The 12,777-nt window shown below is 70.0% G+C and carries 13 protein-coding genes; 6 read left to right on the top strand and 7 right to left on the bottom strand.

The genetic code is table 11. From position 1 onward, the window contains the following. Nucleotides 1-63 precede the first annotated feature (63 nt). On the top strand, nucleotides 64-1,221 hold the full coding sequence (locus tag ACWCRB_RS32830) for an acyl-CoA dehydrogenase family protein (protein WP_450999523.1): 1,158 nt from the start codon (nucleotides 64-66) through the stop codon (nucleotides 1,219-1,221). A gap of 66 nt (nucleotides 1,222-1,287) precedes the next feature. After that, complete coding sequence (gene tesB, locus ACWCRB_RS32825) at nucleotides 1,288-2,169, top strand: acyl-CoA thioesterase II (RefSeq protein WP_450999522.1); 882 nt, start codon at nucleotides 1,288-1,290, stop codon at nucleotides 2,167-2,169. A 10-nt stretch (nucleotides 2,170-2,179) separates the two neighbouring features. Here tesB and ACWCRB_RS32820 read toward each other — a convergent pair whose 3' ends face one another. Both ACWCRB_RS32820 and ACWCRB_RS32815 read right to left on the bottom strand, forming a co-directional pair. Then, a complete protein-coding gene (locus tag ACWCRB_RS32820; RefSeq protein WP_450999521.1) occupies nucleotides 2,180-2,974 on the bottom strand; it encodes a phosphatase in 795 nt (264 codons plus the stop codon). Between the two features lie 149 nt (nucleotides 2,975-3,123). Further along, nucleotides 3,124-4,608 carry a helix-turn-helix domain-containing protein gene (locus ACWCRB_RS32815; RefSeq protein ID WP_450999520.1) on the bottom strand — a complete coding sequence of 495 codons (1,485 nt, stop codon included), beginning with the start codon at nucleotides 4,606-4,608 and terminating at the stop codon, nucleotides 3,124-3,126. 130 nt (nucleotides 4,609-4,738) lie between these two features. On the opposite strand from ACWCRB_RS32815, the gene speB reads away from it, so the two are divergent. Both speB and ACWCRB_RS32805 read left to right on the top strand, forming a co-directional pair. Continuing rightward, nucleotides 4,739-5,755 (top strand): agmatinase, encoded by a 1,017-nt coding sequence (gene speB / locus ACWCRB_RS32810; RefSeq protein ID WP_450999519.1) that lies wholly within the window; start codon nucleotides 4,739-4,741, stop codon nucleotides 5,753-5,755. Then, nucleotides 5,752-7,440, top strand: coding sequence for a thiamine pyrophosphate-binding protein (locus ACWCRB_RS32805; protein ID WP_450999518.1), 1,689 nt, complete (start codon nucleotides 5,752-5,754; stop codon nucleotides 7,438-7,440). The genes speB and ACWCRB_RS32805 overlap by 4 nt, the downstream gene beginning before the upstream one ends. Nucleotides 7,441-7,479: 39 nt before the next feature. Here the strand turns inward: ACWCRB_RS32805 and ACWCRB_RS32800 are convergent, their stop codons facing one another. After that, nucleotides 7,480-8,199: a TetR/AcrR family transcriptional regulator gene (locus ACWCRB_RS32800; protein WP_450999517.1), complete on the bottom strand. Its 720-nt coding sequence runs from the start codon at nucleotides 8,197-8,199 to the stop codon at nucleotides 7,480-7,482. A gap of 100 nt (nucleotides 8,200-8,299) precedes the next feature. Further along, nucleotides 8,300-9,520 (bottom strand): FAD-dependent monooxygenase, encoded by a 1,221-nt coding sequence (locus ACWCRB_RS32795; protein WP_450999516.1) that lies wholly within the window; start codon nucleotides 9,518-9,520, stop codon nucleotides 8,300-8,302. A gap of 169 nt (nucleotides 9,521-9,689) precedes the next feature. Between ACWCRB_RS32795 and ACWCRB_RS32790 the strand changes: the two genes are divergently transcribed. Further along, nucleotides 9,690-10,454, top strand: coding sequence for an alpha/beta fold hydrolase (locus ACWCRB_RS32790; RefSeq protein WP_450999515.1), 765 nt, complete (start codon nucleotides 9,690-9,692; stop codon nucleotides 10,452-10,454). A gap of 324 nt (nucleotides 10,455-10,778) precedes the next feature. Here the strand turns inward: ACWCRB_RS32790 and ACWCRB_RS32785 are convergent, their stop codons facing one another. The 3 genes from ACWCRB_RS32785 to ACWCRB_RS32775 all read right to left on the bottom strand — a co-directional run bounded on the left by ACWCRB_RS32785 (nucleotide 10,779) and on the right by ACWCRB_RS32775 (nucleotide 11,754). Then, nucleotides 10,779-10,991 carry a PIN domain-containing protein gene (locus ACWCRB_RS32785; RefSeq protein ID WP_450999514.1) on the bottom strand — a complete coding sequence of 71 codons (213 nt, stop codon included), beginning with the start codon at nucleotides 10,989-10,991 and terminating at the stop codon, nucleotides 10,779-10,781. Then, entirely contained in the window at nucleotides 10,988-11,287 is a 300-nt protein-coding gene (locus ACWCRB_RS32780; RefSeq protein WP_450999513.1) for a hypothetical protein, read from the bottom strand. The genes ACWCRB_RS32785 and ACWCRB_RS32780 overlap by 4 nt, the downstream gene beginning before the upstream one ends. Nucleotides 11,288-11,358: 71 nt before the next feature. After that, complete coding sequence (locus tag ACWCRB_RS32775; RefSeq protein WP_450999512.1) at nucleotides 11,359-11,754, bottom strand: ATP-binding protein; 396 nt, start codon at nucleotides 11,752-11,754, stop codon at nucleotides 11,359-11,361. Nucleotides 11,755-11,988: 234 nt separating this feature from the next. Here ACWCRB_RS32775 and ACWCRB_RS32770 point away from each other — a divergent pair, with 234 nt between their 5' ends. Continuing rightward, nucleotides 11,989-12,747: a GntR family transcriptional regulator gene (locus ACWCRB_RS32770; protein WP_450999511.1), complete on the top strand. Its 759-nt coding sequence runs from the start codon at nucleotides 11,989-11,991 to the stop codon at nucleotides 12,745-12,747. Nucleotides 12,748-12,777: the final 30 nt, after the last annotated feature.

Genomic DNA, 12,777 nt, shown 5'->3' with positions numbered 1-12,777 from the left:
TCGTACTCGCCGGTACGGTTGATCTGAGCAAGCGCTTAGGCAAGTCGAATCGAGGAGGCGGCGGTGCGCCGTACTGTGTTCAATGAGGACCACGAGGCGTTCCGGGAGACCCTTCGCGCCTTCATCGAGGCCGAGGTCGTGCCCGTCTACGACGAGTGGTTCGCCGCGGGTCAGGCGCCGCGCGAGTTCTACTACAAGCTCGCCGAGCTGGGCCTCTTCGGGATCAACGTCCCTGAGGAGTTCGGTGGCGCCGGCATCGACTCGTACAAGTTCGAGGCCGTGATGTACGAGGAGACGTCCCGCGCGGGTGTCCACTTCGGCGGCTCCGGCGTGCACGTCCTGCTCGGTCTGCCGTACATCAAGATGCTCGCCACCGACGAGCAGAAGAAGCGCTTCCTGCCGAAGTTCGTCTCCGCCGAGGAGATGTGGGCCCTCGCGATGACCGAGCCGGGCACCGGTTCCGACCTCGCGGGCATGAAGACCACCGCCAAGCTCAGCGAGGACGGCACCCACTACGTCCTCAACGGCTCCAAGACCTTCATCACCGGCGGCGTCCACGCCGACCGCGTCATAGTCTGCGCCCGCACCGACGCGCCCAGCGCCGAGGACCGCCGCCACGGCATCTCCCTCTTCGCCGTGGACACCAAGTCCGAGGGCTACTCCATCGGCCGCAAGCTCGACAAGCTCGGCCTGCGCACCTCCGACACCGCCGAGCTGGCGTTCGTCGACGTCAAGGTGCCCGTCGAGGACCTCCTCGGTGAGGAGAACAAGGGCTTCTCCTACCTCGGCCACAACCTCGCCTCCGAGCGCTGGGGCATCGCCTTCGGCGCCTACGCGCAGGCCAAGGCCGCCGTCCGGTTCGCCCAGCAGTACGTGCAGGAGCGCACCGTCTTCGGCAAGCCGGTCGCGTCCTTCCAGAACACCAAGTTCGAGCTGGCCGCCTGCAAGGCCGAGGTGGACGCGGCCGAGGCCGTCGTGGACCGCGCCCTGGAGGCCCTCGACGCGGGCGAACTGACCCCCGCCGAGGCCGCCAGCGCCAAGCTGTTCGCCACCGAGGTCGCCCACCGCGTGATCGACCGCTGCCTCCAGCTGCACGGCGGCTACGGCTTCATGAACGAGTACCCGATCGCCCGCCTGTACGCCGACAACCGCGTCAACCGCATCTACGGCGGCACCAGCGAGATCATGAAGTCGATCATCGCGAAGGACATGGGCCTGTAAGGACATAGTCCCGCACGACACGGACCCGTAAGGTTCCGGAAATTACTTGCCAGTAGAAATGACTGCATGAGTCAGGCACTTCAGTCTCTCCTCGATCTGCTCGACCTCGAGCAGATCGAGGAGAACATCTTCCGCGGCCGGTCCCGGCCCGCCATCGTCCCCCGCGTCTTCGGCGGACAGGTGGCGGCCCAGGCCCTCGTCGCCGCCGGGCGTACGGTCCCCGCCGACCGTCCCGCCCACTCGCTCCACTCGTACTTCCTGCGCCCCGGCGACCCCGGCGTGCCGATCGTCTACACCGTCGACCGCATCCGCGACGGCCGCTCCTTCACCACCCGGCGGGTCGTCGCGGTCCAGCACGGGCAGCCGATCTTCCACCTCTCCGCGAGCTTCCAGCAGCACGAGGACGGCCTCGACCACCAGGCCCCGATGCCCGCCGCCCCCGACCCGGCGACCCTCCCCACGGCCGAGGAACAGCTCCCCAGGTACGCGCATCTGGACCCGGCGATCGTCGAGAAGTTCCTGGAGTCCCGCGAGGCCGTCGACATCCGCTACGTCGACGACCCGCCCTACGGCAGGTTCGGCGAGCCCCGCGAACCGCGCTCCCAGGTCTGGTTCCGTACGAACGGCAAGCTGGGCGGTGCGGTCGACGAACCACTGCTCCACGTCTGCCTCGCCACCTACGTCTCCGACTACACGCTGCTCGACTCGATCCTGCTCGCGCACGGACGAGGCGGCTGGGCGGTGAACGACGTGGTCGGCGCCTCGCTGGACCACGCGATGTGGTTCCACCGCCCGTTCCGCGCCGACGAGTGGCTGCTGTACGACCAGGAGTCACCGTCCGCGTCCGGCGGCCGTGGTCTCGGCCAGGGCCGCATCTACACGCAGGACGGACAGCTGGCGATCACGGTCATCCAGGAGGGCGTGATCCGGGTCCCACGCGCCTCCTGACCAGCTGTTCCTATGCTTCGGTCAGCCCGGCCTCGCCCAGCAGGAACGCCGTGAGCGGGTCGTAGAAGCGCGGGCTCGTCACATGGTCGTCGAGCGGAACGGCCACCTGGAGGGTGCCTTCCGACTCGGCCAGGAACAGCGCGGGGTCGTTGCAGTCGGCGTACCCGACGGAGTCGATGCCGTGCTGTCCGGCGTACCCCGCCCAGCCGTGGTCGGCGACGACCAGGTCGGGCAGCGGACGGCCCTCGCGCTCAAGTCCCGTAAGAATCGCGCGCATCGGCTCGCCGGAGTGGGTGTGCCACAGCGTGGCCCCGTGCTCCAGCACCGCCACGTCCGCGAACTGGAAGACGTATCCCTCGTCCGTCGTCAGACCGTCCGGGATGACGACGATCTCGCAGCCGGCGGACCGCAGCGCGTCGGCCGTGGCGCGGTGCACGTCGAGCAGGCCGCCCGGGTGGCCGGTGGCGAAGAGAACGCGCTGCCGGCCGTCGGCCGCCTTGCGCAGCCGGGCCGCGAGCCGCTCCAGTGCGGCGACCGTCAGTTCGGGGTCGATGGTGTCCTGGCCGTACCGGTGTTCGGGATCGTCGTTCACGCCGACGCGCTCGGCCATCACCGCGAGCACGTCCTGCTCGTCGGTCCAGCGGTCGCCCAGCTCCAGCCCGAGCCAGTAGTGCCGTTCGCCGTTCGCCAGCTTGCGGTAGTGGGAGAGGTTGTTCTCGCGGGGCGTGGCGACATCACCCGCGATACGGGTTTTCACAAGGTGATCGACAAGCTCGGCGCGGCTGGGAATCCCGGGTATCGGCATGCCTCCCATTGTGAGGCAGACAACAGCGCGCGTGCCCTGCGTCCCGATCGCTGGGACGCAGGTCACGCCACCCCACCACTGGTTCAGTACTGCCTCAGTACTGCCTCAGTACTGCCTCAGTACTGCCTCAGTACTGCCTCAGTACTGCCTCAGTACTGCTTCAGCGCGAACCACAACTCCATGCGTACGTCGGGATCGTCGAGGTCCGTGCCGAGGAGGGCCGTGCAGCGCGCGATCCGCTGCCGGACGGTGTTGCGGTGCACGGCCAGCGCGACCGCCGTACGGTCCCAACTCCCGTGCAGGGAGAGCCAGGTGCGCAACGTCTCGACCAGCGCCGGGGCCGCGGCGATCGGCGCGAGGAGGGTACGGGCGTGGGCCGCCGCGTCGGCTTCGGGGACGAGGTCCGAGAGCGCGGCCCGCTCGCCGTGGCGGACGAGGGGCGTACGGGTCGCTCGGGCGCGGGCGAGCGCGCGGGCCGCCTGGGTGTCGGCGGACGGCCACTCGCGCGGACCGGCCGGGGCACTCACCCCGCACGTCCAGCCGGGCTGCGGGGCGACCTCACGACCGGCGGGCAGCAGGACCCGTACGACATCCCCGTCGACGTCGACCAGCGGCGAGCCGAGCGCCGTACCGAGCGCCGAGGCGGTCACCGGATCGGGGGCCGGCCCGTCGGCTGCTTCGGGCCGCGCGTGTACGACGGTCCAGCGCTCGCCCCGTCCCAGCAGGGGCGCCACGGTCTCCGGGGCCGCCCCCAGCAGCAGCCGTACGAGGGCCGAGGAGCGGGCGGCGCCGGTGCCGCTCTGGTGTTCGCCGGTGAGGAGGGCGAGGAGTACGGCGGCCACGGAGGCGATCGTGTGGTCGCCGGACGTACGTTCGGGTGCCGCGACGGCGAGTACGAAGCCCTGGCCGGTGCCGAGGGCGTAGGCGGCGAGACGGGTGCCGGCTGTGGGGTCGGTGTCCGTGGCGGAGGCGGGGCCGCGGGCGGGCCGGACCACCGCCGCGAGGTCGGCCAGGGACTGGTCCGCGCCCGTCTCCCGCCCCGCAGCCGCGATCTCCGCTCCGTCCGGCCCGTACAGCACCGCCCGGCCACCCACCCGCTGGGCCAGCTGGCGGAGCACGGAGGGTACCGGGTCCGGGCGGGACGCGGCGGCGGCCAGGCTCTGCTGGGCCTCCGTCACACGGCGGAGTTCGGCCAGCCGGGCCTGCGCCATGAGCTGCCAGACCGCACGGGCCACGCCCGAGAAGGTCGTCCGCGGCGGGACCTCGACGAGCGGCAGCTCGTACGCGTCGCAGGCCTCGACCAGCGCCCGCGGCACGCTGTCGTGCACCGGCGCGACGCCGAAGCCGAGCGCGGCGCCGCCGGCCTCGACGATCCGGGAGACGTAGTCGTCGAAGTACGTCCCCGAGCCGGCCGCCTCCGGAATGTGCACCCCGGCCGTCAGCAGCAGCTCACCGCCCAGCAGATACGGGTACGGGTCCGCCATCTCCGACGCGTGCGCCCAGTGGATCGCCGGGTCGGGGGCGGTCGGGCCGGCGATCTGGCGCAGGGCGAGGTCCTCGCGGGCGAGGAGGGCGGAGAGGGGGACGGGGGGAGTGGGCGGTACGGAGGGGGCCGGGTCCGGCAGGGTGGACATGGTGGATGTTCCATCCGTACGAGGCGGTGATAGTGGATGAAACGTACACTTCCTGGTGCTGTCCCGGCCACCTAGTCTGGCGCCAGCGGCTCGCCGGCCACGTCCGGCGCGGAAGAGAAGGCAGAACGGTATGACCAGCAGCTACCAGACGCCCCGTGGCCCCGTCGACTCGTCCCGCATCCCGAGATTCGCCGGTCCTGCGACCTTCGCGCGGCTGCCGCGCCTCGACGAGGTCGGCGGACGTGCGGATGTCGCCGTGGTCGGGGTGCCGTTCGACTCTGGGGTCTCGTACCGGCCGGGCGCGCGCTTCGGCGGCAACGCGATCCGTGAGGCGTCGCGGCTGCTGCGCCCGTACAACCCGGCGCAGGACGCGTCCCCGTTCGCGCTGGCGCAGGTGGCGGACGCCGGGGACATCGCCGCCAACCCGTTCAACATCAACGAGGCCGTGGAGACGGTGGAGGCGGCGGCCGACGAACTGCTGGGAACGGGCGCGCGCCTGATGACCCTGGGCGGAGACCACACGATCGCGCTGCCGTTGTTGAGGTCGGTGGCGAAGAAGCACGGCCCGGTGGCGCTGCTCCACTTCGACGCGCACCTGGACACCTGGGACACGTACTTCGGCGCCGAGTACACGCACGGGACGCCGTTCCGGCGGGCGGTGGAGGAGGGCATCCTGGACACCTCCGCCCTCTCGCACGTCGGCACGCGCGGCCCGCTGTACGGCAAGCAGGACCTGGACGACGACGCGAAGATGGGCTTCGGCATCGTGACGTCGGCGGATGTGATGCGGCGGGGCGTGGACGAGGTAGCGGACCAGCTGCGCCAGCGCATCGGCGACCGCCCGCTGTACATCTCCATCGACATCGACTGTCTCGACCCGGCGTTCGCACCCGGCACGGGTACGCCGGAGGCGGGCGGTATGACGTCGAGGGAGCTGCTGGAGATCCTGCGGGGCCTGGCGTCCTGCAACCTGGTCTCGGCGGACGTGGTCGAGGTGGCCCCCGCGTACGATCACGCCGAGATCACGTCGGTCGCGGCGTCGCACACGGCGTACGAACTGACGACGATCATGTCCCGCCAGATTGCCCGACAGAACGCACAGGCCCGCGGGGACAAGGGCGAGAACGAGGACGGCGTAGCGAAATGACTCACGACCACGACCTGGTGCTGAAGCCGACCGCCGCACAGACGGAGGCCGCGCTCAACCCGCCCCCCGGCCGCAACGGCGGAGACCTGGTCGTGGAGACGCTGGCCGGCCTCGGCACGACGACCGTCTTCGGCCTGCCCGGCCAGCACGCCCTGGGCATGTTCGACGCGCTGCGCCGCTCGGACCTGCGGTACATCGGCCTACGGGTGGAGAACAACGCGGGGTTCGCGGCGGACGCGTACGGCAGGGTGACGGGAGAGGCGGCGCCACTGCTGCTGTCGACGGGCCCGGGCGCGCTGACGTCACTGGCGGCGCTCCAGGAGGCGGCGGCGGCATCGGCTCCGGTGCTGGCGATCAGCAGCCAGATCCCAACTGCGGGGCTGGGCGGGGGCCGTCACGGCTATCTCCACGAACTCCCGGACCAGCAGGCGTCGTTCAGGGGTGTGGTGAAGTCGGTTCACACGGTGCGTACGCAGTCCCAGATCCCGTCGGCGATCGCGGATGCATGGAAGTCGGCGCTCACGGTCCCGCACGGCCCGGTATGGGTGGAGATTCCGCAGGACGTGTTGTTGTCGGAGACCGCTATCCCGGTGGTCACGGGTGGAGACGCGTTCCCCGAGGAACTCCCCCCGCGCCCCGAACTGACGGCCCTGGCAGCCCACTTGCTGTCCAACGCCGAGCGCCCGGCGATCATCGCCGGCGGGGGCGTCGTACGGGCGGACGCGTCAGGCAAGTTGAGGGCGCTGGCGGAGCGACTGCAGGCGCCGGTGGTGACGACGTACGGCGGGAAGGGCGCGTTCCCGTGGACGCACCCGCTGTCGTTGCAGTCCTGGATGGAGGACCGCCACATGACGGACTTCCTCGAGGACGCGGACGTGTTGCTCGTGGTGGGCTCGGGGCTGGGCGAACTGTCCTCGAACTACCACACGTTCAAGCCACGCGGCCGGGTCATCCAAGTCGACGCGGACCTCGGCAAGTTGGAGTCCAACCACCCGGCGCTGGGCATCCACGCGGATGCGCGGCTGGCGCTGCAGGCGCTGCTGGAAACGGTGGTGGCGAGGGAGGACGAAGCGGCGGGGGAGCGGGTCCGGGGAGTGCTGGACCGGGTGGGCGAGCGGATCGCCGCTCAGGAACTCACCCTGGAGCAGGGCTTGTTGAAGTCGATCAGGGCGGCGCTGCCGTCTCGGTCTCCGTCCTTCTGGGACATGACGATTCTCTCCTACTGGGCCTGGGCAGGCTTCGACCCGCGTGGCACGAACACGATGCACTCGGCTCAGGGGGCGGGTGGGCTGGGCTATGCCTTCCCGGCGGCCCTGGGAGCGGCCGTGGCCGACCCGACGTACCCGGTGCTCGCGGTCTCGGGGGACGGCGGTGCGCTGTACGGGATCGCGGAGCTGGCGACGGCCCGGCAGTACGACCTGAACGTGACCTGGCTGATCGTGGACGACGGCGGCTACGGCATCCTGCGCGAGTACATGACGGACGCGTTCGGGGAGGCGACGGGGACGGAGTTGTCGCGGCCGGATTATGTGGCGCTGGCGGAGTCGTTCGGGGTGCCGGGGGTGCGGACGTCGGCGGAGACGCTGGAGGCGGACCTCGCGAAGGCGTTGGGGGAGCCGGGGCCGACGGTGGTGGTGCTTCCGGCGGTGTTGCGGATGTTCGCGGCGACGCATTTGGACGACTGACGGCGCTCTGTGGGGCAGGCGGTCATCCGGTGCCGGGGATCACCTGGTTCCTGCGGCGCCCGTCGCGACGAGGTCCAGCAGGTTGTCGTGGATCTCGGTGAACCGGGCGCGCACCGCTTCCGCGGCCTTGGCGACATCGCGGGCGGCGGGGTCGCGAGGCCGTTCGAGCAGCAGTTGGACGGTGTCGGCCAGGGCGGTCTCGGGATCGTCCATGCTGAACGGGCCCGCGTCATCGGCGTTGCTCATGACGGTGACGAACCCGACCAGCACGGCGTGCAGGGCGTACATCTGCCTGGGCAGCGGGAGATCGTCGCGCACGATCCCGTGGTCGCGCAGGATCGTCAGGACCGCGTTGCCCATCGCGCTCGTGGTGGCCTCGGCGAAGCGTTCCTGGTCGGCGGGGCGGTGGAGCAGCTGGCGCATGGCGCTGTCGTCGCTCTGGAGCCACCGTAGCCACGGGTTGCTCAGGGTCGTACGGATGAGCAGTGGAGCGAGACGGCGGGGCAGGACGGACTCTGGGTCCTGGGCGATCCGGTCGTTGACGGTCTCGATCCAGGTCAGCACCTCGCGTGCGGCCAGCCCCACGAACAGGTCTTCCTTGGTCTCCCAGTACAGATAGACCGTGCCCTTGCCCACGGCCGCGGCTGCGGCGATCTCGGCGATGGTCACCTTGCGGACGCCGTGTTCGAGGGCCAGCTCGCGCGCGCTGTCGAGGATTCTGGCCGCCTTGACGGAGTCGTGTTCGATCAGCCGGCTCACCGTCGTGTTTCCTCCCGTTTCGCTCTTCGCAGCATGATGTCACGGGGGTCCGCGGGGGTCCGCGGGGGTTCACGGAGGTGAGCAGGCCAGGGCGGACCGGTCAGGACAGGCCGATGTCGACCGTCTTCATCCGGGAAGCCTTGCTGCGATGCTCCAGCTTCGAGATGACCGTACGGCCGACCGTCGTCCCCACCACGTGGTCGAAGAGGGACCGGATCTGGTACTCGGTGTGGTCGGCCGGGACGAAGAGCTTGCGCATGGCTATGCCGGTCTCCTGGTGGAACTCGATGAAGGGGCGGAGTTTCTCCTCCCAGGCCCGCAGCGCCCCCGGCACGTCTCCGGGATGCCGCTCCAGCATCGTGCCCAGCATGTCGGCCCCGGCCAGGCCGCTGGAGGCTCCCATCCCGGAGTAGAGGGTCAGACACCACGCCGAGTCGCCGACGAGCACGACCCGGCCCTGGTGCCAGGTGTCGAGCCGTACCTGCTCGGCGGTGTCGAACAGATGGTCCGGTGCCTGCTCGAACTGGTCGAGCAGCCAGCCGAGCGTCGAGCCCGTGGGCTCCGGTCCGAACACCGCCCGCAGCGAGTCGATGGCGGGCCGGGTGAACTCGCCGTCCACATCGTCGGTGCGGTAGTTGAACAGCACCGTCGGCGGCCGGTCCGCGAAGGCGAACACCCATGCGGACCGGCCCTGTTCGGACATGACGATGCCGTCCGTGCCCCGGAAACCGGGGACCGAGCTGGGCAGGGCGCAGGCCGCGAGCATGTAGCCGAGACGGTGGATGTGGCCGTCATCGGGCCCGAAGGCCAGCCGCCGCACGGTCGAGCGCAGGCCGTCGGCGCCGACGACGAGGTCGAACCGTTCGGTGGTCACCGTCCCCGAGGCCCGGTCCTCGATGTCGACGTGTGCGCCGTCCTCGTCCTGGCGCAGCGCCACAGGCACGGACGCGTACCGGATCTCGACGTCCTCGGGCAGGGCGTCGAACGCGGCCTGCTCGACGTCACCGCGCACGACCGGGCGTGACTCGCCGGCCACGGCCTCGGCGAAACCCATGCCGCGCCGTCGCCGGCCCGCGCGATCGACGTTGTAGTAGGCGATGTCCTCCGAGAACCGGTCCGGCACCTCGATGCCCAGGCGCTCGGCCGCGGTGATCCCGGTGCCGAAGAGGGTGAGGAAGTACCCGCCGCGCCGGCGTTCGGCTGCCTTCTCCAGGACGGTGACGTCCCAGCCCGCCTTGTGGAGCCGCAGCGCGGAGGCGGTTCCGCTGACGCCGAGTCCGACGACGAGAGCCCGCTGTCGCGGGTTGGTGTTCGTGTTCATGCCCCCAGACTATACTCACTGACCAGATTGGTCATTTGGTCAGTCGGTAGTTCAGTCGTCTGATTCAGTCGTCTGATTCAGTCACTGCTTGGCCGCCTGGCCGGTCATCTGATCGGACGTGAAATCGGTCGCGAAACTGGTCGCGACCAACACGAAGGGACTTCCCGCCATGCCAACGGTCTTCGTCCACGGCTTCCCTGAGACGCAGGACGTCTGGGAGCCGCTGCTCGTCGAGCTGGAACGCGTCGCTCCCGCCCGCCCCGCCCCGATTCGCCTCTCCCCGCCCGGCTTCGGGGCGCCCTTGCCGACGGGGTTCGGCGCGACCGTCGGTGACTACCGGGACTGGCTCGTCGGCGAGTTGGAGCGTTTCGCCGAGCCCGTCGACCTGGTCGGGCACGACTGGGGCGGCGCACACGCCCTCAACGCGGTGATGGCCCGCCCGGACCTCGTACGCAGCTGGGTCAGCGATGTGATCGGCCTGTTCGACCCGGACTACGTGTGGCACGACTTCGCCCTGAGCCAGCAGGCGCCGGAGAACACGGGCCCGGCCTCCGCCGTACCGCTCGGCCCGGACCCCGAGACGCGGGTCGCGATGCTCGTGCAGTTCGGCATGAGCGAGCCGGTGGCGAAGCGGGTCGCGGCGGGCCAGGACGAGGCGATGGGCCGAGCGGCGTACGCCCTCTACCGATCGGCCGCCCAACCGGTGATGGCCGAACTGGGTCGCACGCTCGAACGCGCGGCGCAGCGCCCGGGTCTGGCACTGCTCCCCACCGAAGACCGCGTGGTCGGCACGGACGAACAACGCTCCCGCACGGCACGCCGGGCCGGCGCCCGTACGGCGACACTCGACGGCCTGGGCCACTGGTGGATGACACAGGACCCGGTACGGGGCGCCAAGGTACTCGCCGATTTCTGGGACGCGTTGGACGGCTGACGGGCCGGACGGGCCGCTGAGGTCTGCGTACGAGGCCGGGCGATCCGGCCCGTTCCCTGTCCTTCTGGACCATACGGATGGGTACTACTCGGGAATCGGAAGTACCTGCAAGGGCTTCTCTGTCGGTGTGCGGGGTGCGATGACGTTCCGATAGTGGTGATCGAGTGTCAGCACGACGGGCTGTGGCAACGTCCATGCCAGGAGAGCGTTGACCGCGTCGGTCATTCCGATGGCGTCATGATCCGCGTACGTACGCATGAGCCGCTCGGCCTCGCTCAGCAACGGCCATCCCACGGCGGCGAGCTTGAGGCGATCGGCGCTTGCCTATGCGCGCATGCTGGCCAGAGCGTCTGCGGCTGCCCTGCCGCTGATCTTCGTCGTGAGGTGATAGTCCAGTTCGGTCAGGACCAGCGGTGACACGGCGAGCCGGTCGGCCAGGGAGAGGGCTTGTACGGCGGATTCGTGATGAGCATCCTTATGGTTGTAGATCGCGAGGAGAACCGACGTGTCCGCCACGGCGAACCGGTGACGCTTCAACGGTCGCCTTCCTGGAAGAGGTCGTCGCTGGACTTGGCTGCCAGGTCGGAGGGGCCGTCGAACATCGCACGCGTCAGCGCGGCCATCGCCTCGGAGTCCTCACCAATGGAGGAGGAGAAGGACAGCGGGACGCGGCGAGCGATCCGATCCAGCGCTACCTCCTCCGGGGTGCGCCCCTCCAGGAGGGCCAGTGTGCGCAATGCTTCGGCTTCGCTGCCCGTGTAAGTAACGGTGACGGTGACAGCATCCTCGGGCGGGGCCGCGTGGTCCGGCGGTGGAACAGGGGCGTCGGCCACAGGGATCTCCTAAGGTGTGCCGTTCGGTGTGATGTGCGGCGATTCTGACAGTACCGTCGCGTGAGCGGTGCTCATCGTGGAAGCGCCAGTTCCACCCACGTCGCCTTCCCGATGCCGTGCAGTCGGGGACAGCACCCCCAACGCTCAGCGAGGGCCTGTACGAGGGTGAGGCCACGGCCTCCTTCGTCCTCGGGGCTGGTCTGTCGGGGCGTGGGCCGGCAGTTGTTCGCGTCGGCGACCTCGACGCGTAGGCGTCCGTCGTAGGTGGCGAACCGGACGCCGATCTCGCGGCCGGGCGGGGTGGAGGCGTGCCGGAGGGAGTTGGTGACCAGCTCCGAGAGCAACAGCTCGGCGGTTTCGGCGACTTCGCCGTCGATCTTCCAGGCGGTGAGCTGGGTGCGGAGGAGTTGGCGGGCGCGGGGGGCGCTGCGCGGGGTGTGGGGGAGTTGCCAGGTGGCCTCCGACATGCCGCTAGCAGGTTGCTGAGGTGCGGTGTGGGCCGGCATGAAGACCTCCGAGGCGCGGGACGAGAGAGGATCGGAATCCTCTCTAGAGATGTAGCCACTGAAGCGCTCGCGTCGAGCCTTCGCAATACATCTCTAGAGATGTGAGCGAAATCGCTCGGAGGTGATAGCTGACTGGTGGTGAGGGGGCGCTGAGCGGTGCCTAGGATGTCTAGAGATGATCGGAGGGAGACCTTGATGAGCGGCCGGGGCGCGGGGCGCCAGCCCAAGTACCAGCGCATTGCCGAGGAGCTGCGGGCGGCCATCGAATCCGGTGAGTACGGCCCGGGTGAGAGGCTCCCCGGCGAGAACGACCTCATGGACGTACACGGCGTTGCCCGTATGACAGCCCGGCAGGCTCTCGGTGTTCTGCAGGCGGAGGGCATCGTCGAAGCGCGCAAGGGGGCCGGGGTGTTCGTCCGGGACTTCAAGCCCATTCGGCGGCGGGGTATCCAACGTATTGCTCATTCGCAGTGGGGCGAAGGCCGGTCCATCTGGGCGGCCGACGCGGCGGGCCGTGAACTCGTCGTCGACTCGGTCGAGGTGAGCGAGGAGGACGCCCCGGCTGTGATCGCCGGCGTCCTGGACCTGGAGGAAGGGGCCCGGGTCTGTGTGCGGCGCCGCCGCTACACCCTCGACGGCAAACCGGTACTCCTTGCTACGTCGTATCTGGCGGCCGAACTCGTCTCCGGTACGCCGATCACGCAGCCGGACACGGGCCCTGGCGGTATCTACGCGCGGCTTGAGGAACTGGGCCGCAAGCCGGTCCGCTTCCGCGAGGAGATCCGCTCCCGGATGCCGAGGGGGGACGAGGCCGGGCGACTGGCGTTGCCGTCCGGCGTGCCCGTCGTGCTGGTCGCCCGGACCGCGTTCGATGCGGAGGGTGTGGCTGTCGAGGTGAACGAGATGGTGTTGGACTCGGCCGCGTATGTGCTGGAGTACGGCTTCGAGGCCTGAATCGGCGTTAGCGGAGACCCGGCGATGGTG

It is taken from the genome of Streptomyces sp. NPDC002156 (assembly GCF_053593675.1).
Note: the sequence above shows the minus strand (reverse complement) of the source record. Positions and strands in the feature narration are given on the sequence as shown.

Excerpts from the sequence above, each read along its gene's own strand:
- ACWCRB_RS32790 (WP_450999515.1), top strand. The coding sequence starts at position 9,690 with ATGCCAACGGTCTTCGTCCACGGCTTCCCTGAGACGCAGGACGTCTGG.
- ACWCRB_RS32795 (WP_450999516.1), bottom strand. The coding sequence starts at position 9,520 with ATGAACACGAACACCAACCCGCGACAGCGGGCTCTCGTCGTCGGACTC.
- ACWCRB_RS32815 (WP_450999520.1), bottom strand. The coding sequence starts at position 4,608 with ATGTCCACCCTGCCGGACCCGGCCCCCTCCGTACCGCCCACTCCCCCC.
- ACWCRB_RS32775 (WP_450999512.1), bottom strand. The coding sequence starts at position 11,754 with ATGTCGGAGGCCACCTGGCAACTCCCCCACACCCCGCGCAGCGCCCCC.
- ACWCRB_RS32805 (WP_450999518.1), top strand. The coding sequence starts at position 5,752 with ATGACTCACGACCACGACCTGGTGCTGAAGCCGACCGCCGCACAGACG.
- speB (WP_450999519.1), top strand. The coding sequence starts at position 4,739 with ATGACCAGCAGCTACCAGACGCCCCGTGGCCCCGTCGACTCGTCCCGC.
- ACWCRB_RS32770 (WP_450999511.1), top strand. The coding sequence starts at position 11,989 with ATGAGCGGCCGGGGCGCGGGGCGCCAGCCCAAGTACCAGCGCATTGCC.
- tesB (WP_450999522.1), top strand. The coding sequence starts at position 1,288 with ATGAGTCAGGCACTTCAGTCTCTCCTCGATCTGCTCGACCTCGAGCAG.
- ACWCRB_RS32820 (WP_450999521.1), bottom strand. The coding sequence starts at position 2,974 with ATGCCGATACCCGGGATTCCCAGCCGCGCCGAGCTTGTCGATCACCTT.